The 25,509-nt window shown below is 64.1% G+C and carries 20 protein-coding genes and 1 riboswitch; of the genes, 12 read left to right on the forward strand and 8 right to left on the reverse strand.

Translation table 11 applies throughout. The annotated features are described in order from the left end of the window. Positions 1 to 91: 91 nt before the first annotated feature. Both CK489_RS04940 and CK489_RS04945 read right to left on the reverse strand, forming a co-directional pair. Positions 92 to 1,141: a hypothetical protein gene (locus CK489_RS04940; protein WP_050629587.1), complete on the reverse strand. Its 1,050-nt coding sequence runs from the start codon at positions 1,139 to 1,141 to the stop codon at positions 92 to 94. Between the two features lie 207 nt (positions 1,142 to 1,348). Next, positions 1,349 to 2,455, reverse strand: coding sequence for a 2'-deoxycytidine 5'-triphosphate deaminase (locus CK489_RS04945; protein ID WP_050629586.1), 1,107 nt, complete (start codon positions 2,453 to 2,455; stop codon positions 1,349 to 1,351). Positions 2,456 to 2,576: 121 nt separating this feature from the next. Beyond that, positions 2,577 to 2,656, forward strand: a riboswitch (SAM riboswitch). A 75-nt stretch (positions 2,657 to 2,731) separates the two neighbouring features. On the opposite strand from CK489_RS04945, the gene CK489_RS04950 reads away from it, so the two are divergent. Next, on the forward strand, positions 2,732 to 3,925 hold the full coding sequence (locus tag CK489_RS04950) for an O-succinylhomoserine sulfhydrylase (protein WP_095731492.1): 1,194 nt from the start codon (positions 2,732 to 2,734) through the stop codon (positions 3,923 to 3,925). Positions 3,926 to 3,992: 67 nt separating this feature from the next. Here CK489_RS04950 and CK489_RS04955 read toward each other — a convergent pair whose 3' ends face one another. From CK489_RS04955 to CK489_RS04980, 6 genes are all read right to left on the reverse strand, one after another. Next, a complete protein-coding gene (locus CK489_RS04955) occupies positions 3,993 to 4,766 on the reverse strand; it encodes an SDR family NAD(P)-dependent oxidoreductase (protein WP_095731493.1) in 774 nt (257 codons plus the stop codon). Between the two features lie 138 nt (positions 4,767 to 4,904). Beyond that, positions 4,905 to 6,050, reverse strand: a complete 1,146-nt coding sequence (gene pimD, locus CK489_RS04960) for a pimeloyl-CoA dehydrogenase small subunit (protein ID WP_095731494.1) — start codon at positions 6,048 to 6,050, stop codon at positions 4,905 to 4,907. A gap of 83 nt (positions 6,051 to 6,133) precedes the next feature. Beyond that, on the reverse strand, positions 6,134 to 7,324 hold the full coding sequence (pimC, locus tag CK489_RS04965; protein WP_095731495.1) for a pimeloyl-CoA dehydrogenase large subunit: 1,191 nt from the start codon (positions 7,322 to 7,324) through the stop codon (positions 6,134 to 6,136). A gap of 179 nt (positions 7,325 to 7,503) precedes the next feature. Then, the gene (locus CK489_RS04970; RefSeq protein WP_095731496.1) at positions 7,504 to 8,691 is read right to left on the reverse strand and encodes an acetyl-CoA C-acyltransferase; all 1,188 of its coding nucleotides are present in this window, start codon (positions 8,689 to 8,691) and stop codon (positions 7,504 to 7,506) included. Next, a complete protein-coding gene (gene pimA / locus CK489_RS04975) occupies positions 8,688 to 10,373 on the reverse strand; it encodes a dicarboxylate--CoA ligase PimA (protein ID WP_095731497.1) in 1,686 nt (561 codons plus the stop codon). Before pimA ends, CK489_RS04970 begins: the two co-directional genes overlap by 4 nt. A 249-nt stretch (positions 10,374 to 10,622) precedes the next feature. Further along, entirely contained in the window at positions 10,623 to 12,719 is a 2,097-nt protein-coding gene (locus tag CK489_RS04980) for a 3-hydroxyacyl-CoA dehydrogenase NAD-binding domain-containing protein (protein ID WP_095731498.1), read from the reverse strand. A gap of 180 nt (positions 12,720 to 12,899) precedes the next feature. Between CK489_RS04980 and CK489_RS04985 the strand changes: the two genes are divergently transcribed. The 11 genes from CK489_RS04985 (at position 12,900) to CK489_RS05035 (ending at position 25,456) form a co-directional block, all read left to right on the forward strand. Beyond that, positions 12,900 to 13,766: an IclR family transcriptional regulator gene (locus tag CK489_RS04985; RefSeq protein ID WP_050629579.1), complete on the forward strand. Its 867-nt coding sequence runs from the start codon at positions 12,900 to 12,902 to the stop codon at positions 13,764 to 13,766. A gap of 69 nt (positions 13,767 to 13,835) precedes the next feature. Next, a complete protein-coding gene (locus CK489_RS04990) occupies positions 13,836 to 14,633 on the forward strand; it encodes an ABC transporter ATP-binding protein (RefSeq protein ID WP_095731499.1) in 798 nt (265 codons plus the stop codon). Continuing rightward, positions 14,630 to 15,343 carry an ABC transporter ATP-binding protein gene (locus CK489_RS04995; protein ID WP_050406253.1) on the forward strand — a complete coding sequence of 238 codons (714 nt, stop codon included), beginning with the start codon at positions 14,630 to 14,632 and terminating at the stop codon, positions 15,341 to 15,343. The genes CK489_RS04990 and CK489_RS04995 overlap by 4 nt, the downstream gene beginning before the upstream one ends. 12 nt (positions 15,344 to 15,355) lie before the next feature. Further along, positions 15,356 to 16,234 (forward strand): branched-chain amino acid ABC transporter permease, encoded by an 879-nt coding sequence (locus tag CK489_RS05000; protein WP_021076976.1) that lies wholly within the window; start codon positions 15,356 to 15,358, stop codon positions 16,232 to 16,234. Positions 16,235 to 16,236: 2 nt separating this feature from the next. Beyond that, entirely contained in the window at positions 16,237 to 17,253 is a 1,017-nt protein-coding gene (locus tag CK489_RS05005; RefSeq protein WP_050629577.1) for a branched-chain amino acid ABC transporter permease, read from the forward strand. Positions 17,254 to 17,282: 29 nt separating this feature from the next. Continuing rightward, positions 17,283 to 18,512: an ABC transporter substrate-binding protein gene (locus tag CK489_RS05010; RefSeq protein WP_095731500.1), complete on the forward strand. Its 1,230-nt coding sequence runs from the start codon at positions 17,283 to 17,285 to the stop codon at positions 18,510 to 18,512. Between the two features lie 118 nt (positions 18,513 to 18,630). Beyond that, on the forward strand, positions 18,631 to 19,857 hold the full coding sequence (locus CK489_RS05015) for an ABC transporter substrate-binding protein (protein ID WP_095731501.1): 1,227 nt from the start codon (positions 18,631 to 18,633) through the stop codon (positions 19,855 to 19,857). Between the two features lie 241 nt (positions 19,858 to 20,098). Next, complete coding sequence (locus CK489_RS05020) at positions 20,099 to 21,325, forward strand: ABC transporter substrate-binding protein (RefSeq protein WP_050629575.1); 1,227 nt, start codon at positions 20,099 to 20,101, stop codon at positions 21,323 to 21,325. A 158-nt stretch (positions 21,326 to 21,483) separates the two neighbouring features. Continuing rightward, positions 21,484 to 22,710, forward strand: a complete 1,227-nt coding sequence (locus CK489_RS05025) for an ABC transporter substrate-binding protein (protein ID WP_050629574.1) — start codon at positions 21,484 to 21,486, stop codon at positions 22,708 to 22,710. A gap of 213 nt (positions 22,711 to 22,923) precedes the next feature. Then, positions 22,924 to 24,150: an ABC transporter substrate-binding protein gene (locus tag CK489_RS05030; RefSeq protein ID WP_095731502.1), complete on the forward strand. Its 1,227-nt coding sequence runs from the start codon at positions 22,924 to 22,926 to the stop codon at positions 24,148 to 24,150. 22 nt (positions 24,151 to 24,172) lie between these two features. Further along, positions 24,173 to 25,456, forward strand: coding sequence for a glycerate kinase type-2 family protein (locus tag CK489_RS05035; RefSeq protein ID WP_095731503.1), 1,284 nt, complete (start codon positions 24,173 to 24,175; stop codon positions 25,454 to 25,456). Positions 25,457 to 25,509: the final 53 nt, after the last annotated feature.

A 25,509-nucleotide genomic window follows, 5' to 3' on the forward strand; every position in this document is an offset into this window, starting at 1 on the left:
TGTTTCCCTACCATGGCAGCGGCGGATTCCACGTGCGCAGGACGCAAGGGGGGCCTGCGCGATTGCAGGTGAAGCTTGATGAACCTCTGAGCTAGCCGATCGACCAGACGAACGGCGCGCCGGCGGCGCTGTTCGGCTTCAGATGCACCGGAATGTGCCGTCCGCAGCCGGCCGCCAGCCCCTCGAACAGCCCGGTCAGCACGCTGGCGCAGGCCGGATGATAATCGGCGACATCGGCCATCAGCTTCCAGCCCTGCTGGCGGATCTCGAACTGGCCTTCGGACGCGCTGATCTCGGCGACATCATCCTGCGACGCGAAGAGCGTGCGCAGGAATGCGGCAAATTCCGTGGCACGGCCACGGCTGCCGCCGAGCGCCTGCGCGACCTCGTCGAAATACTGCATGCCGATCAGCTTGCCGGTCAGATGCAGCAGATAGCTCGCATCCTCGGGGCCGAACACCTGCACGATGACCGGCGCAGCCGTCTTCACATATTCCATCGCGTAGTTGCGATAGGCCTTCTCCAGCCGCTGACGCGGCCAGCTGTCGACCGGCAGCGCCGGCGCGGTGCTCGGATCAAACAGCGGCGCCTCGAGATGGCGTGCGAACACCAGGCGCTGGTCCAGTTCGAGCGGATGATCGTACTCGCAGTAATAGCCCTCGAGGCCATCTTGCCCGTCGACGCTCTGCTTGGTGCAGACGAAGCCGAGCCTGAGATCGCCGAGCGCGACACCATTGTTGGCGTGCCAGCCGCGCAGCATCGCGCGCGAGACCTCGCCGGGCACGCCGCAGATCGCAGTGCCCTTCCAGATCCAGCGCGGCGGCGGATAGCGGATCCAGGCCTTGCGGTCGGTCTCGTACATGTATTCGACGTGCACGCCGCCGATCCAGTTGGAGAGATAGTGATATTGCGCGGCCGCGACCGCCGGCGGCAGGCCGTCAAGGCCGAGCTTCTTCAGGCCGGGCAGGAAGCGCTCCTGCTGCTGGCGGCGAAACACCCGGAAGACGAACTCGGCGGCGTCGGCAGTGCCGCGCCGCGTGACCACGGTGAGGATCAGCCCGGTGAAGAAGGCGTGATAGAGATCGGCGACGCTGCGCCACTTCCGCCACTGCGCTTCGCGCGCGTCTTGCTCTCCGGTCATGCTTGCTCCCGCTTGTTGTTTTACGCGACTGTGTCATCGCCGACGATGCGATGCAACCAACACACACTCGGTGTCATCGCCCGACTTGATCGGGCGATCCAGTATTCCAGAGACGGTTGTAGTCAATCGGAGAGGCCGCGGCGTACTGGATTCCCCGCTTTCGCGGGGAATGACGGCGGACAATGACGCGAAATCCGACTCGCGGAATTACACGCGAAAATGCTTGGAGAGCTTGAGGCCCTGCGCCTGATAGTTCGAGCCGATGCGCTGGCCGTAGAGCGCGTCGGGGCGCTCGAGCATGCGTTCATAGACGAGACGGCCGACGATCTGGCCATGCTCGAGAATGAACGGCACCTCGCGCGAGCGCACTTCGAGCACGGCGCGCGCGCCCTTGCCGCCGGCGCCGGCATAGCCGAAGCCCGGATCGAAGAAGCCGGCATAGTGGACGCGGAATTCACCGACCAGCGGATCGAACGGCACCATCTCCGCGGCGTAGTCAGGCGGCACCTGCACCGCTTCCTTCGACGCCAGGATGTAGAATTCGCCGGGATCGAGGATCAGGCTGCCGTCGGGCCGCGCCTTGATCGGCTCCCAGAAATCGTCGACCGCATAGCCGCCGCGGCGATCGACATCGACCACGCCGGTGTGGCGCTTGGCGCGATAGCCGACGAAGCCGCCCGAGTTCTCGCCGGAGAGATCGACCGAGAGCGCCACGCCATGACTGAGATCGGCCTCGTCGGCGTCGACCAGGCGTTCGGCAGCATGCAGCGCATCGAGCTCGTCGGCGGAGAGCGTCGCCTCGCCGATCCGGAAGCGGACCTGGCTGAGCCGCGAGCCCTCGCGCAGCAGCACCGGAAACGTCTTCGGTGAGATCTCGGCATAAAGCGGACCGTGATAGCCGGCACCGATCATGTCGAAGCGGCGGGTGCCGTCGGCGATCACACGGGTGAAGACGTCGAGCCGTCCGGTCGAGCTCTTCGGGTTGGCGGCAGCGACGATCTCCGGCGGCAGCGCGAGGCTCTCCAGCAGCGGCACGATGTAGACGCAATTGGTCTCCAGCACCGCGCCGTCGGACAGATCGATCTCGTGCAGCTTCAGTTGGTCGATCCGCTCGGCGACGGTGGCATCGGGCCCCGGCAGGAAGCTGGCGCGGACGCGGTAGGCGATGTCGCCGAGGCGCAGATCGAGGCTCGCCGGCTGAATCTGGCTCTCGACAAAGTCATAGGCGGGCAGAATGAGGCCGGCCTCCGCCATCTCCGCGATCATGCGGTCGGGCAGAATTCCGTTGGATTCATCTTCCAGCGTGAACGACACGGCAGGGTCCCTCAGGATGGCCCAAAATCATACTCCAGGCGGCCATCAAGCCCCAAAACATGGGCTTTTACGGTTATCCGATGACCGTCTTGACGGAAAGGGCGCGAGGGAATATCAGCTGCACTTATCCCGTGGTGATTTGAGCCGGCCGGCTTGCAGCCACGTTAAATAAGTCGCTAAACAGGCCGGGGACAGTGTGATCCCGGCTTGTGGAGGTTTCTCCAGGCCGGTTTTTTTGTGTCCATTTCCGAGGGAAATGGCCACTTCGGAGGTCACATGTCTGAATCTGAAGGTACCGCCCGCTTCCGTCCCGAAACCCGCCTCGTCCATGGCGGCACGCTCCGCTCGCAATTCGGGGAGACGTCGGAGGGACTGTTTCTCACCCAGGGTTACGTCTACGACAGCGCCGAGCAGTGCGAGGCGCGCTTCAAGGGCCAGGATCCCGGTTTCATCTATTCGCGCTACTCCAACCCGACCATTGCGATGTTCGAGCGCCGCATGATCGAGCTCGAGGGCGCAGAAGCCGCGCGCTCGACCGCGACCGGCATGGCGGCAGTGACCACCGCGATCCTCGCGCCGCTGAAGGCCGGCGACCACGTGGTGGCGTCGAAGGCGCTGTTCGGCTCCTGCCTCTATGTCGTGCAGGATCTGCTGCCGCGCTACGGCATCGAGACGACGCTGGTCGACGGACTCGATCTCGACCAGTGGCGGCGCGCCTTGCGGCCGAATACCAAGACCTTCTTCCTGGAGAGCCCGACCAACCCGACGCTCGACGTGCTCGACATCAGCGCCATCGCCAAGATCGCGCACAGCGGGGGCGCCCGGCTGATCGTCGACAACGTGTTCGCGACCCCGATCTGGCAGAGCCCGCTGTCGCTCGGCGCCGACGTCGTGGTCTATTCCGCGACCAAGCATATCGACGGCCAGGGCCGCTGCCTCGGCGGCGTCATCCTGTCGTCGGAAGCGTTCATCGCCGAGCACATCCATAATTTCATGCGCCAGACCGGCCCGTCGCTGTCGCCGTTCAACGCCTGGGTGCTGCTGAAGGGACTGGAGACGCTCGGCGTCCGCGTCCGTGCGCAGACCGAGAACGCGGCGAAGATCGCCGAGGCACTGGCCAACCATCCGAAGGTCACCCGGCTGGTCTATCCCGGCCGCGCGGATCATCCGCAGGCTGCGACGGTGAAGAAGCAGATGGGCGCCGGCTCGACGCTGGTCGGCTTCGAGGTCAAGGACGGCAAGGCCGGCGCGTTCCGCTGCCTCAACGCGCTGAAGATCTCGCGGATCTCCAACAATCTCGGCGATGCCAAGAGCTTGGTCACGCATCCCGCCACCACGACGCATCAGCGCCTGGCGCCGGAAGCGCGCGCCGAACTCGGCATCAGCGAAGGCTTCATTCGCTTCTCGGCCGGGCTCGAGCATCCCGACGATCTGATCGAGGATTTCCAGCGCGCGCTGGAGCAGGTTTGAGGCGAGGCCTTAAAAGCATCATGGCCGGGCTTGGGGCCCGGCCATGATTGAATCCTGTACGTAGAAACTAGGTCGCCGCCGTGGTCACGCCGCCGTCGACCACGATGGTCTGGCCGGTCATGAAGGTCGAGGCGTCGGAGGCGAGATAGGCCACCGCGCCCGCGATCTCGTCGGGCTCACCGATGCGGCGCAGCGGCGTCGACGCGGTGCGGCGCTTCAGATTGTCCGGATCCTCCCACAGCGCGCGGGCGAAATCGGTCTTCACCAGGCCCGGCGCGACGCAATTGACCCGCACGCCCTTCGGCCCCCATTCGCCGGCGAGGCTGCGGCACAGCGCGAAGTCGGCGGCCTTGGAGATGCCGTAGGCGCCGATCACGGTCGAGCCGCGCAAGCCGCCGATCGAGGAGATGATGATGACCGAGCCCTTGCCGCGTTCGGCCATCTGCGGGATCGCCAGCGCGGAAAGCCAGATGTTGCTCTTGACGTTCGAGCCCATGATTTTGTCGAAGGCTTCGTCCGTGATGTCGAGCAGCGGGCCGTAATAGGGGTTCACCGCGGCGTTGCAGACCAGGATATCGATCTTGCCGTAGTGCTTGATCGTGCCGGAGACCAGCGCCTCGACCTCGTTGCGGCGTGCGATGTTGCAGGGGATCACGAGCGCATCGCCGCCGGCCTTCTTGATGCCGTCGGCGACCTTCTGGCAGGCGTCCGCCTTGCGCGAGGAGATCACGACCTTGGCGCCGAGCTTCGCCAGCAGTTCCGCCGAAGAGCGGCCGATGCCGCGGCTCGAGCCGGTGACGACCGCGACCTGGCCGGTGAGATCGAACGGGGTGTTCTTCATTGTTGTTGCCTCCCGGATGGGCCGTCATTCCGGGGCGCGACGCAGTCGCGAACCCGGAATCCATTGGGCCGCATCATTGGTGATGAAATGGATTCCGGGTTCGCCGCGATGCGGCGCCCCGGAATGACGTTTGTGAGATCAGGCCAGCAGCCCGCCGCCCTCGCTGACGCGACGGAGGTGGTAGTCGGTGTCGCCGAGCGTGTTCTCGATCATGGTCAGCCGCTTGAAGTAATGGCCGATCTTGGCTTCCATGGTCATGCCGATGCCGCCATGCAGCTGGATCGACTGCTGGCCTACGAACTTGAGCGACTTGCCGACCTGCACCTTGGCGGCCGCGACTGCGGACGAACGCTCCTTGGCATCGCTGAAATCCGACGCCATGGTCGCGAACATCGACATGCTGCGGGCCTGCTCCAGCGCCACGAACATGTCGGCGGCGCGATGCTGCAGGCTCTGGAACGTGCCGATCGCAACGCCGAACTGCTTGCGGGTCTTGATGTACTCGACGGTGTCCTTCAGCGACTGATCCATCGCGCCGACCGCCTCCGCGCACAGCGCGGTGCGGGCTTCGTCGGCGACGCGCTCGATCAGCGGCAGGCCGTTCTCGGGATCGCCGATGGCAGCGTCCGCGCCGACCTCGACATTGGTGAAGGTGATGTCGGCCGCATGCAGGCCGTCCTGGGTCGGATAGCCCTTTTTGGTGACGCCCTTGGCATCCGCCGGAACCAGGAACACGCCGATACCGGTCTTGTCGCGCTGGCCACCCTTGGTGCGCGCGGTCACGACAAGCGTGTCGGCATTCTCGCCGTTGAGCACGACGAACTTCTCACCGTCGATCACCCAGCCGTCGCCCTTCTTCTTCGCCGTGGTCACGACGTCGAACAGGTCGTAGCGCGAGTTCTTCTCGAGCTGGGCAAAGCCGAAGGTCTTGCTGCCGTCGATGATGCCCGGGATGTGCTTGGCCTTCTGCTCGGCCGAGCCGCCATGGCGCAGGAAGCCGCCGGCGACCACGACGGTCGCGAGATAGGGCTCGACCACCAGCGCCTTGCCGAGCGCTTCCATCACGATCATGGTCTCGACCGCACCAGCGCCGAAGCCGCCGTCGGTCTCCGCGAAAGGCAGACCAAGCAGGCCCTGCTCGGCGAGCTTGCCCCAGAGCGCTTTGCTCCAGCCGCCCTTCTCCTTCATGTACTTCTTGCGCGCATCGAAGTCGTAGGCATCCGCCAGCAACCCGTCGACGCTTTCCTTGAGAAGCCGCTGCTCCTCGGACAGATCAAAATCCATGTTCGTTCCCTTAAACTGAAAGTCGTTACCGAAACCGGGACCTCGTCACCTCTCCCCGCAAATGCGGGGAGAGGGAGAGAAAATCAAAGCCCCAGCACGGCCTTGCTGATGATGTTGCGCTGGATCTCGTTGGAGCCGCCGTAGATCGAGACCTTGCGGTTGTTGAAGTAGCTCGGCGCGATCTGCGCGGTCCAATCCATGCTCTCGTTCGAGCCGGCATCGCCGTGCTCGTCATAGGGCGCGGCGAACGGGCCGATGATCTCCATCAGCAGCTCGGTGGTGGTCTGCTGGATCTCCGAGCCCTTGATCTTGAGCACCGAGGAGGCCGGATTCGGCTTGCCCTTGCCGTGCTTGCCTTCGTCGGCGACGACGCGGAGCTGGGTCAGCTCGAGCGCCTTCAGCTCGATCTCGCAGGCGGTGAGCTTTTCGCGGAACGCCGGATCCTCGATGACGGGACGGCCGCCGGACTCGACCTTGGAGGCCAGCGCGCGGATGCGGCGCAGCCGCTCCTTCGAGACGCCGACCCGGGCGATGCCGGTGCGCTCATTGCCGAGCAGGAATTTGGCGTAATCCCAGCCCTTGTTCTCTTCGCCGATCAGGTTTTCGTAGGGCACCTCGACGTCATCGAAGAACACCTCGTTGACCTCGTGGCCGCCGTCGATGGTCTGGATCGGGCGCACGGTGACGCCCTTCGACTTCATCGAGAACACGATGAAGGAGATGCCCATCTGCTTCTTCGCGTTCTTGTCGGTGCGGCAGAGACAGAAGATCATGTCGGCGTGCTGGGCCAGCGTGGTCCAGGTCTTCTGGCCGTTGATGATCCACTTGTCGCCCTTGCGCTCGGCCGTGGTTTTCAGCGAGGCGAGGTCCGAACCGGAGCCCGGCTCCGAGAAGCCCTGGCACCACCAGTCGTCGACACTGGCGATGCGCGGCAGGTATTCCTTCTTCTGCTTCTCATTGCCGAAGGTGTAGATGACAGGGCCGACCATGCTGACGCCGAAGGCAAGCGGCTGCGGCGCGGGATAGGACTGCAGCTCCTCGTTGAAGATGTAGTGCTGCACGGTGGTCCAGCCGGTGCCGCCATATTCCTTCGGCCAGTGGGTGACGCCCCAGCCCTTCTTGTTGAGGATGCGCCACCAGGTGACCATCTCGTCCTTCGACAGATGGCGGCCTTCCTGCAGCTTGCGCCTTGTCTCCGGCGGCACGTTGTTCTTGAAGAACTCCCGCACCTCCTCACGAAACGCTATCTCTTCCTTGGTGAAAGCGAGATCCATCGGATCCTCCTTTTGAAGTTCAATTACTCTTCTAACTCTCTCTCGCTGTCGTCCCTGCGAAAGCAGGGACCCATAACCACCGGCCATAGTAACTGGCAAAGCCGGCTGCCGCTCTGCCACTTACAAAGGCCGCGGCGTATGAGTCCCGGCTCGCGCTTCGCTTGGCCGGGACGACAATCTTACTGCAACACCTCGAACAGGCCGGCCGCGCCCATGCCGCCACCGACGCACATGGTGACGACGGCGTACTTGGCCTTGCGGCGGCGGCCTTCGATCAGCGCGTGGCCGGTGAGCCGCGCACCCGACATGCCGTAGGGATGGCCGACCGAAATGGCGCCGCCGTTGACGTTGATCTTCTCCGGATCGATGCCGAGCTTGTCGCGGCAGTACAGCACCTGCACCGCGAACGCCTCGTTGAGCTCCCAGAGATCGATGTCGTCGACCTTGAGGCCGTGGCGCTTCAAGAGCCGCGGCACCGCGAACACCGGGCCGATGCCCATCTCGTCCGGCTCGCAGCCGGCAGAGACGAAGCCGCGGAAGATGCCGAGCGGCTGCAGCCCGCGCCGGGCCGCTTCCTTGTCGCTCATGATCACCGAAGCGCTGGCGCCGTCGGAAAGCTGGCTGGCATTGCCGGCGGTGATGGTGAAGCCCTCGCCGCGCACCGCCTTGAGGCTCGCAAGCCCCTCGGCCGTGGTCTCGGGCCGCGGGCCTTCGTCCTGCGACAGCGTCACTTCCTTCATCGTGACCGCGCCGGTCGCCTTGTCGGTTACCGCCATCATGGTGGTGATCGGCGTGAGCTCTTCCTTGAACTTGCCGCCCTGCTGCGCGGCCGCGGTGCGGCGCTGGCTTTCCAGCCCGTACTCGTCCTGCTTCTCGCGCGAGATGTTGTAACGTTTGGCGACGATCTCGGCGGTGTCGATCATGGGCATGTAGACCTCGCCCTTGATCTTGAGCAGCGCCGGATCCTGGGCGTGAAACGCGTTCATCTTGTCGTTCTGCACCAGCGAGATCGATTCACCGCCGCCGCCGACCGCGATCTCGACACCGTCGAAGATCACCGAGCGGGCGGCGAGCGCGATCGCCTGCAAACCGGAGGCGCACTGGCGGTCGATGGTGGTGCCGGCAACCGTCACCGGCAGCCCGGCGCGGAGCAGCGCCTTGCGCGCGATGTTGCCGCCGGTCGCACCCTGCTGCATCGCCGCGCCCATCACGACGTCCTCGATCTCCTTCGGATCGACCTTGGCCCGCACCACCGCTTCGCCGATCGCGTGACCGAGCAGCGTCGCGCCTTCGGTGGCGTTGAGCGCGCCGCGATAGGCCTTGCCGATCGGCGTGCGGGCGGTGGAGACGATTACGGCGTCGGTCATGAACGGGATCCTGCAGTCTGTTGTTGAGTGGCTTGGGATGTTTTCGGCTGTTGCTGGCGCAATTCGTGACGCGACAGCTTGCCGACCGGCGTGCGCGGCAGCTCGTCGACGAATTCGACCGCGGCCGGCAGCTCATGCTTGCCGACCTTGCCGGTGAGGAAGGCGCGCAATTCATCGATCGAGAACGGCTTCTCGCCGTCGCGCAGCTTGATGAAGGCCTTGGCCGCCTCGCCGCGGTAATCGTCGGGAATCCCGATCACGATCACCTCCTGCACGGCGGGATGGGTGTAGATCGCCTGCTCGATCATCTGCGGATAGACGTTGAAGCCGCCGGAGATGATCATGTCCTTCTTGCGGTCGACCAGGTAGAAATAGCCGTCGGCGTCCATATAGCCGATGTCGCCGGTGAGGAAGCGGTCGCCGACGAAGGCCTCCGCGGTCTCCGCGGGCCTGTTCCAGTAGCCCTTGGTGACGTTCGGGCCGCGGATGCGGATTTCGCCGACCTCGCCGACCGGCATCACCTTGGTGGAATCCTCCAGCGACACCACGTCCATCTCGATGCCGGGCAGCATCAGCCCGATCGAGCCCGGCTTCTCCGGCCCTTCCTTGGGATGGCCGGTGCCGGGCGAGCAGGTCTCGGTCATGCCCCAGCCGCTCTTCAACTTCATGCCGACGCGGCGCTCGAAGATCTTGGCGACCTCGACCGGCAGCGGCGCGCCGCCGGAGCCGGCGACCACCAGCGAGGAGAGATCGCGCTTGTCGAGATCGGGCAGCGAGGCGATCGCGATCCACATCGTCGGCACGCCGGGAAACACCGTCGCGCGTTTGACCTCGATGTCGCGCATCACGGCCTCGACGTCGAAGCGCTGGTGCAGCGAGATCAGATGGCCGCGCCGGATCACCGACAGCAGCACGACGGTCAGCGCATAGATGTGGAACAGCGGCAGCACGCAGATCACGCGCTCGATCGCGTTGCGTTCGAGCCGTCCGGGCTTGCCCCAGACGTCGTAGATCGAGACCGCCGCGGTGAGATTGCCGTGGCTGAGCATGGCGCCCTTCGGCAGGCCGGTGGTGCCGCCGGTATATTGCAGCAGCGCGACGTCCTCGACGTCGACCGCGGGCCATTGCGCCGGCCTGGTCGCGCCTTCGATGAACTGCTTGTGGGTGATGATCTTGGGATTATCGGGCAGCGCGGTCTGCGGCGTACCGACCTTGCCCCAATTGTCGTCCTCGCAAACGATCAGACGATCAAGCAAGCCCTTGTCGAGAAACTTCAGCGCGGTCGGCAACAGCGCCGAGAGATTGCTGGTGACCAGCACGCGCGCGCCGGAGTCCGAGAGCTTGTGCGACAGCGCGATCTCGCCGTCGAGCGGCGACAGATGCACGATGCGGGCGCCGGCCTTCAGCGCGCCGAAGAAATTGATCGGATGATCGGGCGAATTGCCGAGGAACAGGGCGACCGAGGTGCCCTTGCCGTAGCCCGCCCGCATGAAGGCGGCAGCCGCGGTCTCGACCAGGGACTCAAGTTCGCTGTAGCTGATCTGGCGGTCGCGGAATTCAAGTACCGGGCGTGCGCCGAACTCGGCGGCAGCGTTGGAGAGCAGATCCGGCAGCGTGCCGCGCGTGATCTCGTCGCTCCACTTCACGCCGGGTGGATAATATTGTTCGCCGGGATAGGTCATCGATGCCTTCGCTGGGACTCCAGATCATGATGCAAACCGCATCATGATCTCATCTCCTTGTTTGAGCATGATCTTTTCGGAAAACCGGTTTCCACCCTTCCGGATCATGCTCTAGACGTCGTCATTCCGGGACGGCCCGAAGGGCCAGGCCCGGAATCCATCAGGCGGCACGCGCCGGGGCACCATGGGTTCCGGGTTCATCGCTTACGCGATGCCCCCGGAACGACACATGGTGAGGCCTTCGACCAATCACGCCGCCTTCGACGCCGCGGCGAGCGAAGCGAAAGTCTTGCCTTCGTCGGCGAGCTTCTTGAGCAGCGGCGCCGGCTCGAGCGAGGGATCGTTGGTCTCCTTGGCGTAGAACGCCAGGCGATCGGCGATGTGCTTGAGGCCGACGCTGTCGGCCCAGAACATCGGGCCGCCGCGATAGATCGGCCAGCCATAGCCATAGAGCCAGACCACGTCGATATCCGACGGACGCGCCGCGATGCCCTCGGCGAGGATCTTCGCGCCTTCGTTGATCATCGGGTACATCATGCGCTCGAGGATCTCGTCGTCGGTGACGACGCGCTTCTTGCGGCCGAGGCGCGCCAGCGTCTCGTCGATCAGCTTCTCGACTTCCGGATCGGGCAGCGCCGCGCGCGAGCCCTGCTCATACTTGTAGTAGCCCTTGCCGGTCTTCTGGCCGAAACGGCCGGCTTCGCAGAGCGCGTCGGCGATCTCCGACTTGATGCCGCGGTCCTTACGCGAGCGCCAGCCGATATCGAGGCCGGCGAGATCGCCCATCGCGAACGGGCCCATCGGCATGCCGAATTTGGTGACGACCGCGTCGACCTGCTGCGGCAGCGCGCCTTCGAACAGCAACTTCTCGGACTGCTTGCCGCGCTGCGCCAGCATGCGATTGCCGACGAAGCCGTCGCAGACGCCGACCACGGCCGGCACCTTGGCGATCTTGCGGGCGATAGACACCGCGGTCACCAGCGCATCGGGCGCGGTCTTGTCGGCGCGCACGATCTCGCACAGCTTCATGACGTTGGCCGGCGAGAAGAAGTGCATGCCGAGCACGTCCTGCGGACGCTTGGTCGACTGCGCGATCTCGTCGATGTTGAGATAGGAGGTGTTGGAGGCCAGCACGGCGCCCGGCTTGGCGTACTGATCGAGCTTGCCGAACACTTCCTTCTTGACCGCCATGGTCTCGAACACCGCCTCGATCACGAGATCGGCGTCGCCGACGTTCTCGATGCCGACGACACCGTTGATCAGCGCCATGCGCTTGGCGGGGGCGTCCGCCGGGATGCCACCGCGCGCGGCGGTCGCCTCGTAGTTCTTCTGCATGATGCCCATGCCGCGCTTGAGCTGCTCCTCGCCGGTCTCGATCAGGGTGACCGGGATGCCCGCATTGGCGAACGACATCGCGATGCCGCCGCCCATGGTGCCGGCGCCGAGGATGGCGACGCGCGCGACGTTACGGCCCTTGGTGCCTTCGGGCACGCCAGAGACCTTGGCCGCCTCGCGCTCGGCGAAGAAGGCGTAGCGCTGCGCCTTGGACTGGTCGCCGTTCATCAGCTTGAGGAAGCCCTCGCGCTCCTTCTTCAGGCCCTCGTCGAACGGCAGGTCGATCGCGGCGCCGACGGCGTCGGCGGCGGCGAACGGAGCCTCGAGGCCGCGCGACTTCTTGGTCAGCGCAGCGACCGCATTGGTGAAGATCGAACGATCGGCCTTGGCCGCGGCGAGCTTGCTGTCGTCATCGCGCAGCTTGCGCAGCGGACGCTTCTCGGCGACCACCTTGCGCGCAAATGCCTCACCGCCCGACGCCGGACCTTCTACGATCTCCTCGATCAGGCCGGCCTTCAGCGCCGCGTCCGCGCTGATCGGATCGCCGCCGACGATCATCTTGACCGCGAGCTCGGGACCGACCGCACGCGGCAGGCGCTGGGTGCCGCCGGCGCCCGGCAGCAGGCCGAGCTTTACTTCGGGCAGACCGAGCTTGGCGTCCTTGGTGGCGACCCGATAGTGGCAGGCCAGCGCAACCTCGAGGCCGCCGCCGAGCGCGGTGCCGTGGATCGCGGCAATGATCGGCTTCGGCGAGCTCTCCATCAGGCTCAGCACTTCGGCGAGACCGGGCGGCTTCGGCGGCTTGCCGAATTCGGTGATGTCGGCGCCGGCGATGAAGGTGCGGCCGGCGCAGGTCAGCACGATGCCCTGGACCTGCGCGTCATCGATCGCAGCCTTGATGCACTCGAAGATGCCGCCGCGCACCGCAGCGCTGAGCGCATTCACGGGCGGACTGTTAACCGTGACGACGGCAATATTGTCATGACGTTCGAGCTTGACGACTTCACTCACCGGGACTCTCCCTGGATGCTTGTTCTTGAACTTGTGTTGAGTAGCTGCACGACTTGCGTTGAGCCGCTACGATTAGACCAATTTCGCACTGCGAAATTTAATTCCACATCTTGACACGGAGGGTTATTTTGAAGCACGAGCCTTGTCAACGAGCATAACAAGGGCAGGACAAGGATAGGGATGAAGCGCGCTGGCAAGAAGGTAGCGACCGATCGCAATTTCGTCGTCGCGCTTTCCCGCGGACTGGACGTCCTGCGCGCATTTCAACCCAACGACGGGCTGCTCGGCAATCAGGAGATTGCCGCCCGCACCAAGTTACCGAAGCCAACCATTTCCCGGCTCACCTACACGCTGACCAAGCTGGGATACCTTACACCTGTACCGAAATTCGAGAAGTACCAGCTCGCGCCGTCGGCGATGGCGCTCGGCTATGCCGCGCTCGCCAATCTCGGCGTTCGGCATTTGTCCGAGCCCTATCGAGAAGAAGTGATGCGCGCGACCGGCGGCGCCGTCGCGGTCGGCGGCCGCGATCGGCACAGCATGATCTATTTCGGTCAGAGCCGGAACGGCCTGGCGCTCGGCGTGCAACTCGACGTCGGCTCGCGGGTGCCGATCGCAACCACCGCAATGGGACGTGCCTATATTTGGGCATTGCCACCCGAAGAGCGTGCGGCTTTATTACGCGAGCTGCGCGATCACTATGGCAGCCGCTGGGCCAAGATGCGCGACGGCATCGAGCGCTCCGGCGAGACGGTGGCGAAGCACGGCTTCACCATGTCGACCGGCGACTGGCAGAACGACGTCGCCGCGGTTGGCGTTGCATTGAGATTGAACGACGGAACCGGTCCTTACGCCTTTAATTGCGGCGCGCCGGCATTCCGCTTCACGGAAGATAGATTGCTCAACGACATTGGACCTCGTCTTGTCGCGATGGTAAGGAACATCGAGCAGGCGCTCGGTGGAATGGCGCCGCAATCCAAAAAAGAAGAACGCAAAAAGACCAGAGTAGGAGGGAAAGTTGCACGTTTGGCCGAGGGGATCAGATAGCCTCCATCACGTCCAGCGAAACGCATCGCAGGACCGCTCGCACCGCTCGAAGACGGCGGGCGAGACGAGATGACGCAGGCACAGCTCGCGCAGGGGAATGATCCCCTGCTCGCGGTTCGCGACGTCAGCGTCGTGTTCGGCGGCATCATCGCACTGAATGGCGTGTCGTTCGACATGCGCCATGGACAGATCCTCGGCCTGATCGGGCCGAACGGCGCCGGCAAGACGACGCTGTTCAATTGCCTGTCGCGGCTCTACCAGCCGTCGTCCGGCGACATCCTGATGGAAGGCAAGAGCATCCTTTCGCGGCCGCCGCACAGGATCGCCGAGATCGGCATCGGCCGCACCTTCCAGAACGTCGCACTGTTTCCCAACCTGTCCGTGATCGACAATGTGCGCGTCGGCGCGCATGCCCGCACCTCGAGCGACATCGTCAGCGACTCGCTGCGCCTCGCCTGGGTTCGCCGCGGCGAGAACGACATGAACAAGAAGGTGCACGACATCCTCGGCTATCTCGATCTCGAGGACGTCGCCCACACCGTGGTTTCGGGGCTTCCGTTCGGCACCCAGAAGCGCGTCGAGCTGGCGCGCGCCCTGGCCGCAGATCCGAAGATCCTGCTGCTCGACGAGCCGGCCGGCGGCCTCAATCACGAGGAAGTCTATGTGCTCGGCGATTTGATCCGCAAAATCCGCGATGACCGTAAAATTACGGTGCTGCTGGTCGAGCATCACATGGGTCTCGTGATGTCGATCGCCGACCACGTCGTCGCGCTCAATTTCGGCCGCAAGCTGGCCGAAGGCACGCCGGCCCAGGTCCAGGCCGACCCCGACGTCATCAAGGCCTATCTGGGGAGCAAGGACCAATGACCGCGATGCTCAACGTCAAGGACCTGCGCGCCTATTACGGCCAGGTCCAGGCCCTGCACGGCCTCAGCTTCTCCCTCAACGAGGGCTCGCTGACCACGCTGCTCGGCGCCAACGGCGCCGGCAAGACCACCACGCTGCGGGCGATCTGCAACATGGTGCGCTCGACCGGCGCGATCGAGTTCGAGGGCAAGCCGATCGGCACGCGCTCGACCGAGAACGTGGTCCGCCTCGGCATTGCCCACGTGCCGCAGGGCCGCGGCACCTTCACCAACATGACGGTGGAGGAGAATTTGCAGCTCGGCGCCATCAGCCGCTCCGACACCAAGGCGATCGGCTCCGACATCGAGCGGATGTACGAGCACTTCCCGGTGCTGAAGCAGCGCTACACCCAGCAGGCCGGCACGCTGTCCGGCGGCGAGCAGCAGATGCTCGCGGTGGCGCGTGCGCTGATGCTACGGCCGCGCCTGATGCTGCTCGACGAGCCGTCATTCGGCCTCGCGCCGCTGATCGTGCGCGACCTGTTCCGCATCCTCGGCAAAATCAATCGCGAGGAGAAGGTGACCATCCTGGTGGTCGAGCAGAACGCGCAGCTCGCGCTCGAGCTCGCCGACCAGGCCTATGTGATCGAAACCGGACGGATCGTGATGTCGGGCAATGCCAAGGACATCGCGAACAACGAAGACGTCCGTAAATCCTATCTCGGCTACTGAGGAGCTGGCACAATGGAGCTTTTTGCCAACCAGGTCCTGGCCGGCATCGCCACGGGTGCGATCTATGCCTGCATGGCGCTCGCGGTCGTGATGATCTACCAGGCCATCGACCATCTGAACTTCGCCCAGGGCGAAATGGCGATGTTCTCGACCTTCGTGTCCTGGCAGCTGATGCAATGGGGCGTGCCGTATTGGGGCGCCTTCGTGCTCACCGTCGCCTTTTCGTTCGCAGCCGGCATCGTCATCGAGCGGCTGTTGTTCAAGCCGCTGGCCAAGGCGCCGATCCTGACCAACGTCGCCGGGTTCATCGCGCTGTATGCGATCATCAACTCGGTCGCCGGTCTGATCTGGGACTTCACCATCAAGCAGTACCCGACGCCGTTCGGCTCCTCGCCGTTCCTCGGCAGCCAGCTGATCTCGACCCACCAGGCCGGCATGATCGGCATCACGCTCCTGATGCTGCTCCTGCTGTTCTTCTTCTTCCGCTTCACCCGGGTCGGTCTTGCGATGCGCGCAGCCGCCTCGCTGCCTGAATCGGCCCGGCTGGTCGGCATCAATACCTCGTGGATGATCGCGCTCGGCTGGGGCATGGCGTCCGCGATCGGCTCGATCGCCGGCATGATGATCGCCCCGGTGGTGTTCCTCGAGCCCAACATGATGCTCGGCGTGCTGATCTACGGCTTTGCCGCAGCCGTGCTCGGCGGCCTGACCTCGCCGTTCGGCGCCGTGATGGGCGGCTTCCTGGTCGGCATCTTCGAGAACCTGGTCGGCACCTACATCCCCGGTGTCGGCAATGAGCTGAAACTTCCGATCGCGCTTGCGCTGATCATCGTCGTCCTGGTCGTGAAACCGGCAGGCCTGTTCGGCCGCGCCATCGTCAAGCGAGTTTGATCATGAGCGCCGCTGAAGAAATCGTCACAGAAGCCCCCGCCGTCGAGGCCGTGCCCAAGCGTGCCATGACGCTCGGCTACGGCACCTCGCTCGCCGTGCTCGCCGCGCTGATCATCATCCCGCTGTTCGTGAAGAACTTCATCATCTTCCAGATGACGATGCTTCTGATCTACGCGCTCGCGGTAATGGCGCTCAACATCCTGACCGGCGGAAGCGGCCAGTTCTCGCTCGGCCAGAGCGCGTTCTACGCCGTCGGCGCCTATACGTCGGCGATCCTGATGGAGCATGCGGGCATGAACTATGCCCTCACGCTGCCGATCGCCGGCATCATCTGCTTCGGCTTCGGCTTCCTGTTCGGCCAGCCGGCGCTGCGGCTAAGCGGCGTCTATCTGGCGCTCGCGACCTTCGCGCTCGCCACGGCAATGCCGCAGCTGCTCAAGCTTGGCTATTTCGAGCACTGGACCGGCGGCGTGCAGGGTCTCGTGGTGACCAAGCCGGACGCCCCGTTCGGGCTGCCGCTGTCGCAGGACATGTGGCTCTACTACTTCACACTGGCGGTCTCGATCGCGATCTACCTCGCCTCGGTGAACCTGCTGCGCTCGCGCTCCGGCCGCGCCTTCATGGCGATCCGCGACAACGAGATCGCGGCGTCCGCGATGGGCGTCGACGTCGCGCTGTACAAGACGCTGGCGTTCGGCGTCTCGGCCGGCATCACCGGCGTTGCCGGCGGTCTCGGCGCCATCGCGGTGCAGTTCGTGGCGCCCGACGGCTACACCATCCAGCTCGCGATCTCGCTGTTCCTCGGCATGGTGGTCGGCGGAGTCGGCTGGCTGCCCGGCTCGATCGTAGGCTCCGCCTTCATCATCTTCGTGCCCAACATTGCCGAAGGCATTTCCAAGGGCCTCTCCGGCGCTGTGTTCGGCGTGCTGCTGTTCCTCGTCATCTTCCTCGTGCCGCACGGCGCCAGGCAGGTTGCGATCGTTGCCCAGCAACTGGCCGCAAAGCTCAAGAAAAACTAAGAATCTTTAGAACCAAACCAGGAGACATTATGCTTTCTACCGTACGGATCGCCGCGATTTCCGCGGCGATCACGGCTGTTGCCGTGACGTCCACCGCCGCATTCGCCCAGAAGAAATACGACACCGGCGCAAGCGATACCGAGATCAAGGTCGGCAACATCATTCCCTATTCGGGACCAGCCTCCGCTTACGGCGTGATCGGCAAGACCGAAGAAGCCTATTTCAAGATGATCAACGACCGCGGCGGCATCAACGGCCGCAAGGTCAATTTCGTCAGCTATGACGACGCCTATTCACCGCCCAAGGCGGTCGAGCAGGTGCGCAAGCTGGTCGAGAGCGACGAGGTGCTGCTGGTCTTTAATCCGCTCGGCACGCCGTCCAACACCGCGATCCAGAAATACCTGAACTCCAAGAAGATTCCGCAGCTGTTCGTCGCCACCGGCGCCACCAAGTGGAACGATCCGAAGAACTTCCCGTGGACCATGGGCTGGCAGCCGAGCTACCAGAGCGAAGCGCAGATCTACGCCAAGTGGCTGATCAAGGAGAAGCCCGACGCCAAGGTCGCGATCCTCTATCAGAACGACGACTTCGGCAAAGACTACCTCAAGGGCACCAAGGACGGCTTTGGCGCCAAGGCCGCCACGAGCATCATCATGGAGGAGAGCTACGAGATATCCGAGCCGTCGATCGACAGCCACATCGTCAAGATCAAGGCCGCCAATCCGGACGTGCTGCTGATCTACACGACGCCGAAATTCGGCGCCCAGACCATCAAGAAGACCGCCGAGCTCGGCTGGAAGCCGCTGCAGATCATCACCAACGTGTCGGCCTCGGTCGGCAGCGTGATGCAGCCGGCCGGCTTCGACAACGCCCAGGGCGTGCTGTCGGCAGCCTACGCCAAGGACGGCGCCGATCCGCAGTGGGCGAACGATCCGAACATGAAGAAGTGGGCCGAGTTTCTCGACAAGTACATGCCGGGCGCCGACAAGACCGACGGCGGCTACGTCTACGGCTATGGCGCCGCGCAGACGCTCGCCAAGGTGCTCGAAATGTGCGGCGATGATCTCACCCGCGCCAACGTCATGAAGCAGGCGGCGAGCCTGAAGGACTTCACGCCCGATACCCTGCTGCCCGGCGTCAAGATCAACACCTCGGCCACCGACTTCGCCCCGATCGCCCAGCTGCAAATGCAGCGCTTCAAGGGCCAGAAGTGGGAATTGTTCGGCGACATCATTTCCGGCGATGTCCCCTCAGAGTGACGTTGCACTGCGGGAATAAACGACAGGCCTCCGCGATCCCCATCGCGGGGGCTTTTTGTTGACGCCCTGCGCCGATGGTATTGAATACTGCAGACGAAGAACCCGAGGTGGGGAAGCCATGACTGCCGCACGTCCGTCCCTGACGGCGCTCCTGACCGCATTCGCTCTGATCCTGACGAGCTGCAACGTCGCGCTGGCGCAGAAGACCTACGACACCGGGGCCAGCGACACCGAGATCAAGATCGGCAACATCGTGCCCTACAGCGGTCCTGCCTCGGCCTATGGCGTGATCGGCAAGACCGAGGCGGCCTACTTCAAGATGATCAACGAGGCCGGCGGCATCCGCGGCCGCAAGATCACGTTCATCACCTATGACGATGGCTATTCGCCGCCCAAGACGGTGGAGCAGGCGCGCAAGCTGGTCGAGAGCGACGGGGTGCTTCTGCTGTTCGGCTCGGTCGGGACCGCAAGCAATGCGGCGATCCGGAAATACATGAACGAGAAGCAGGTGCCGCAGCTGTTCATCGCCTCCGGCGCCTCCAAGTGGAACGACCCCAAGAACTATCCATGGACCATGGGCTGGCAGCCGTCCTACCAGGACGAGGCGCGGGTCTACGCAAAGTACATCATGAAGCACAAGCCCGATGCCAAGGTCGCCGTGCTCTACCAGAATGACGATTTCGGCAAGGATTACCTCAAGGGATTGAAGGACGCCTTCGGCGACAAGGCATCGATGATCGTCGCCGAGGAGGCTTATGAAACCTCCGAACCCGCGATCGACAGTCACATCGTCAAGCTGAAGGCGGCCGGAGCCGACACCTTCATCAGCATCACGTCGCCGAAATTCGCGGCGCAGGCGATCAAGAAGGCCGCCGAGATCGCCTGGACGCCATTGCAGATCCTCACCAACGTCTCGGCTTCGGTCGGCGGCGTGATCCAGCCGGCCGGCTTCGAGAATTCGCAGGGCATACTGTCCGCGGCCTACCTCAAGGACGGCGCCGACCCGCAATGGGACAAGGATCCCGGCATGCAGAAATTCCTCGCTTTCCTCAAGCAGGATTATCCTGACGCCAACAAGCTCGATGGCGCCACCTCGTTCGGTTACGCCGCCGCGCAGACCATGGCGAAGGTGCTGGAGATGTGCGGCGACGACCTCACCCGCGCCAATGTGATGAAGCAGGCCGCGAACCTCAGGGACTATGTCCCCGATACGCTGCTGCCGGGCATCAGCATCAACACCTCGGCGACCGACTTCGCGCCGATCAAGCAATTGCGCTTGATGCGGTTCAAGGGCGAGAAGTGGGAGCTGTTCGGCGACATCATTTCGAGCAATCTGAGCAACTGATCTTCGCGGATTGCCGTCGGCATCCGCGCGCTCAACTCAACAGCGTTGCCAGAACTCGCCGCAATCTCCACGGTTGTCTCGGACGGATCGGCGAGCGCGACTAAAGACGCAGCCCCTGCGGCCACGCCGCGGGGGCTTTTCGTTGAGACGCCCCGGGTAAGATGATAGCCTTCGCAGACAACAATGAGCCCTCGAAACAGGGGGCCGCGACACATCATCTGCTATCAGGGAGAGAAACCGCATGTCTGCAATACGACATCTGGCGGCAACTGCCGTTGCGCTCGCGCTCGTCTCCGCATCCTGCAGCACGGCGCTTGCCCAGAAGAAATACGACACCGGCGCCAGCGACACCGAAATCAAGATCGGCAACATCATGCCCTATAGCGGCGCGGCGTCCGCCTATGGCGTGATCGGCAAGACCGAGGACGCCTATTTCCGCAAGATCAACGCCGAGGGCGGCATCAACGGCCGCAAGATCACCTTCATCAGCTACGACGACGCCTACACGCCGCCGAAGACCGTCGAGCAGGCGCGCAAGCTGGTCGAGAGCGACGAAGTGCTGATGATCTTCAATCCGCTCGGCACGCCGCCGAACTCGGCGATCCAGAAATACATGAACCAGAAGAAGGTGCCGCAACTGTTCGTCGCGACCGGCGCCACCAAATGGAACGACCCGAAGGAGTTTCCCTGGACGATGGGCTGGCAGCCCAACTACCAGAGCGAGTCGATCATCTATGCGAAGTACATCCTGAAGAACAAGCCGAACGCGAAGATCGCCGTGCTCTACCAGAACGACGATTACGGCAAGGACTATCTGAAGGGCTTCAAGGACGGGCTCGGCAGCAAGGCGGCGTCGATGATCGTCGCCGAGGACAGTTACGAGGTGACGGAGCCGACCATCGATTCCCACATCGTCAGGCTCAAAGCCTCCGGCGCCGACGTGTTCTTCAACATCACGACGCCGAAATTCGCGGCGCAGGCGATCAAGAAGAACGCCGAGCTCGACTGGCATCCGCTGCACTTCCTCAACAACGTCTCGTCATCGATCGGCAGCGTGATCAAGCCGGCCGGCTTCGAGGCCGCCCAGGGCATCATCTCGTCGCAGTACATCAAGGACCCGACCGATCCGCAGTGGAAGACCGACAAGGGAATGATCGCCTGGAACAAATTCCTCGATAAGTACTATCCTGACGCAAACCGCGCCGACGCGTCGGTGATGTACGCCTACACCGTTGCGCAGGGCCTCGAGCACGTGCTGCGGGCGTGCGGCGACAATCTGACGCGCGAGAACATCATGAAGCAGGCCGCCAGCATCCGCGACCTCGAGCTCGACGGGTTGCTGCCGGGCGTCAAGGTCAACACCTCGGCAACCGACTTCGCGCCGCTTTCGCAACTGCAACTGATGCGCTTCAAGGGCGAGACCTGGGATCGCTTTGGTGAAATTTTGAGCGGCGACGTCGGCGGTTAACCCCGAATTGTCGACTAAAGACGCGGCCCCTGCGGCGTTGTCGCAGGGGCTTTTCATTGAGACGGCCCGGCTAAGATGGTATTTTCACCGAATAACAAGAGAGCCCCCGAAACAGGGGGCCGCGACACATTCGTCTGACAACAGGGAGAGAAATATAGATGTCCGTTACCACCAGACTTGCGGTCCTCGGGGCCGCGCTCGCGCTCGTCGCGACATCGGGCAGCGCTGCGCTGGCACAGAAGAAATACGACACCGGCGCGAGCGATACCGAGATCAAGATCGGCAACATCATGCCCTACAGCGGACCCGCCTCCGCCTACGGCATCATCGGCCGCACCGAGGCCGCCTATTTCAAGAAGATCAACGACGCCGGCGGCATCAACGGCCGCAAGATCAACTTCATCTCCTATGACGACGCCTACTCGCCGCCGAAGGCCGTGGAGCAGGCCCGCAAGCTGGTCGAAAGCGACGAGGTGCTGCTGATCTTCAACTCGCTCGGCACGCCGTCGAACTCGGCGATCCAGAAATACATGAACTCCAAGAAGGTGCCGCAGCTGTTCGTCGCCACCGGCGCCACCAAGTGGAACGACCCGAAGGACTTCCCCTGGACCATGGGCTGGCAGCCCAACTACCAGAGCGAGACCCAGATCTACGCAAAATACATCCTGAAGAACATGCCGAACGCCAAGATCGCGGTGCTCTATCAGAATGACGATTACGGCAAGGACTACCTGAAGGGTCTGAAGGACGGCCTCGGCCAGAAGGCCGCCAGCATGATCGTCGCCGAGGAGAGCTTCGAGACCTCCCAGCCGACCATCGACAGCAACATCGTCAAGCTGAAGGCCAGCAACGCCGACGTGTTCGTCAACATTGCGACGCCGAAATTCGCGGCGCAGGCGATCAAGAAGGTCGCCGAGATCGGCTGGAAGCCGACGCACTTCCTCAACAATGTGTCGGCCTCGGTCGGCAGCGTGATCAAGCCGGCCGGCTACGAGAACGCGCAGGACATCATCTCCGCCGCTTATCTGAAGGACGCCTCCGACAAGCAGTGGGACAACGATCCCGGCATGAAGGAATTCTACGCTTTCATGGCCAAGGACTTCCCCGAGGGCGACAAGCTCGACGGTGGCACCGTGGTCGGCTTCGGCGTGGCGCAGACGCTGGTCCAGGTGCTCAAGCAGTGCGGCGACAACCTCACGCGCGAGAACATCATGAAGCAGGCCGCGAGCCTGCAGGACTTCCGCACCGAAGTGCTGCTGCCCGGAGTCAAGATCAATACCGCTCCGAACGATTTCGCCCCGATCAGCCAGCTGCAGCTGATGAAGTTCAAGGGCGAAAAATGGGAACTGTTCGGCGACGTCATCAGCGCCGACGTCGGCGGCTGAGAACTTTCCCGCATCGTGAAAAATCTGGCCCCTGCGACCCGATCGCAGGGGTTTTTCTTTGCCTTTCGTTCGCCATCGCTCTATCCGGAAAACCGAAGGACACGGGCCGTTTACACTTCGGCGGACGATACGCTAGGTATCGAGGCGGCAGAGCCAACAAGAAGCCGAGCGCCCCCGCTGGGCGCGCAAGAACAGGAGATCCGCAAATTGTCCATGCCCGTCCTTCACCGTGCCGCGACCGCCCTCTTCGGCCTGGCCCTGCTCGCGGCAAGCGGCAGCGCCGCGCTGGCGCAGAAGAAATACGACACCGGAGCGAGCGATACCGAGATCAAGATCGGCAATATCGTGCCCTATAGCGGCCCGGCGTCGGCCTATGGCGTGGTCGGCAAGGCGATGGCGGCGGTGTTCAAGAAGGTGAACGACGACGGCGGCATCAACGGCCGCAAGATCAACTTCGTCTCCTATGACGATGCCTATTCGCCGCCGAAGGCCGTCGAGCAGGCCCGCAAGCTGGTCGAGAGCGATGAGGTGCTGTTCCTGTTCGGCACGCTCGGCACCGCCTCCAACACCGCGATCCAGAAATATCTCAACGCCAAGAAGGTGCCGCAGCTGTTCGTCGCGACCGGCGCCACCAAGTGGAACGACCCGAAGACCTTCCCGTGGACCATGGGCTGGCTGCCGAGCTACCAGAGCGAGTCGCGAATCTACGCGAAATACCTGCTCAAGGAGAAGCCCACGGCCAAGGTCGCGGTGCTCTACCAGAACGACGATATGGGCAAGGACTACCTGAAGGGCCTGGAAGACGGCTTCGCCGGCGATCCCGCCCGGATCGCCGCCAAGGAGAGCTACGAGGTCGCCGAACCCACCATCGATTCCCATGTGGTGCGGCTGAAGTCCTCCAACCCCGACGTCATCATCTTCTTCACCACGCCGAAGTTCGGCGCCCAGGCGATCAAGAAGCTCGGCGAGATGAACTGGAAGCCGGTGACCATCGTGTCCAACGTCTCGGCCTCCACCGCGACGGTGATGCGCCCGGCCGGGCTCGACAATGCGCAGGGCGTGATCTCGGCGGCCTACGCCAAGGACGCCAGCGATCCGCAGTGGAAGGACGACGCCGGCATGAAGGCGTTCGACGAGCTGCTCGCCAAATACATGCCCGACACCAACCGCGTCGATGCCTCGGCGATGACCGGCTACAACATGGCGACCACCATGGTCGAGGTGCTGCGCCGCTGCGGCGACGACCTCACCCGCGCCAATGTGATGAAGCAGGCGGCGAGCCTGAAGCAGTTTGCGCAGGGCGGCCTGCTGCCCGGCGTGACGCTGTCGACCGGGCCCAACGACTTCCAGCCGATCGAGCAACTACAGCTGATGCAGTTCAAGGGCGAGCGCTGGCAATTGTTCGGCGACGTCATCAGCGGCGAAACTGGCGGCAACTGATCCGTCTCACAAAGGTACAGCCATGACCGACCGTCGTCCCTTCCTGCGTTCGATTTTCGATGCCGCGGTGGCGGCTGCGCATCCCGATGTCGTGCTGGCGTCGCGGCTGCGGCCGGCACCGAAGGGCCGCGTGATCTGCCTCGCGGCCGGCAAGGGCGCCGGCGCCATGGCCGCGGCGGCGGAGCGGCACTATCTCGACACACTCGGCCTTGAGCCACAGCGGCTGGTCGGCATCGCCACCACCCGCCACGGCCACGGCGTGCCGACCCGCCGCATCAAGGTGGTCGAGGCCGGCCACCCCGTGCCCGATGAAGCCGGCCTGCGCGCGGCCGACGATACGCTGCGGCTGGCAGCGGAAGCCACGCCCGACGACCTGCTGCTGGTGCTGCTGACCGGCGGCGGCTCGGCAAACTGGATCGCGCCGGTCGAGGGCGTCAGCTTTGCCCAGAAGCAGCAGGTCAACCGCGCGCTGCTGCGATCGGGCGCGCCGATCGGCGAGATGAACATCGTCCGCAAGCACCTGTCGCGGATCAAGGGCGGGCGGCTGGCACGCGCCGGCCAGCGCGCCGCCGAAATCGTCACGCTGGCGATCTCGGACGTGCCGCATGACGATCCCTCCGCAATTGCCTCGGGACCGACTGTGCCGGATCCGACCACGCTGGCGGATGCCCGCGCTTTGGTCGCCAAATACAATCTCTCCGTCGATGACGCAGTGCGCCTCGCGCTCGACGATCCCAGGAATGAGAGCTGCAAGCCCGGCGATCCCGCCTTTGCGCGGGCGACATTCGAACTGCTGGCGAAGCCGAAGGCCTCGATCGACGCCGCGGTGAAGGTCGCGCAGGACGCCGGCTACGAGACGATCGCGCTCGGCGCCGATCTCGAAGGCGAGGCGCGCGAGGTCGCGGCCGCGCACGCACGGCTTGCGCTCAAGGCGCGCAGCGAGGGCAAACGCGTTGCGATCATATCCGGCGGCGAGCTCACGGTGACCGTACGCGGCAACGGCCGCGGCGGCCCCAACCAGGAATACGCGCTGGCGCTGGCCGACCTGCTCAAGGACACACCCGACGTCTCTGCGCTCGCCGCCGACACCGATGGGGCCGATGGCGGCGCCGGCAGCGCGAGCGACCCCGCAGGCGCGGTGATCGACCAGGCGACCTTCGCGAAGATGAAATCGCTCGGCCTCGATCCCAAGGCCTATCTCGAGAATAACGATGCCACGGGGTTCTTCGCGCAGACCGGGGATTTGCTGCTGACCGGGCCGACGCTGACCAACGTCAACGATGTCAGGGTGATTTTGGTGGATTGACGCTCCGCCCTCGCCTCGTCAATGCGCGGAGCGTAGCGACGAAGCAATCATTA

Source organism: Bradyrhizobium sp. UFLA03-84 (assembly GCF_002289535.1).
GTDB lineage: Bacteria > Pseudomonadota > Alphaproteobacteria > Rhizobiales > Xanthobacteraceae > Bradyrhizobium > Bradyrhizobium viridifuturi.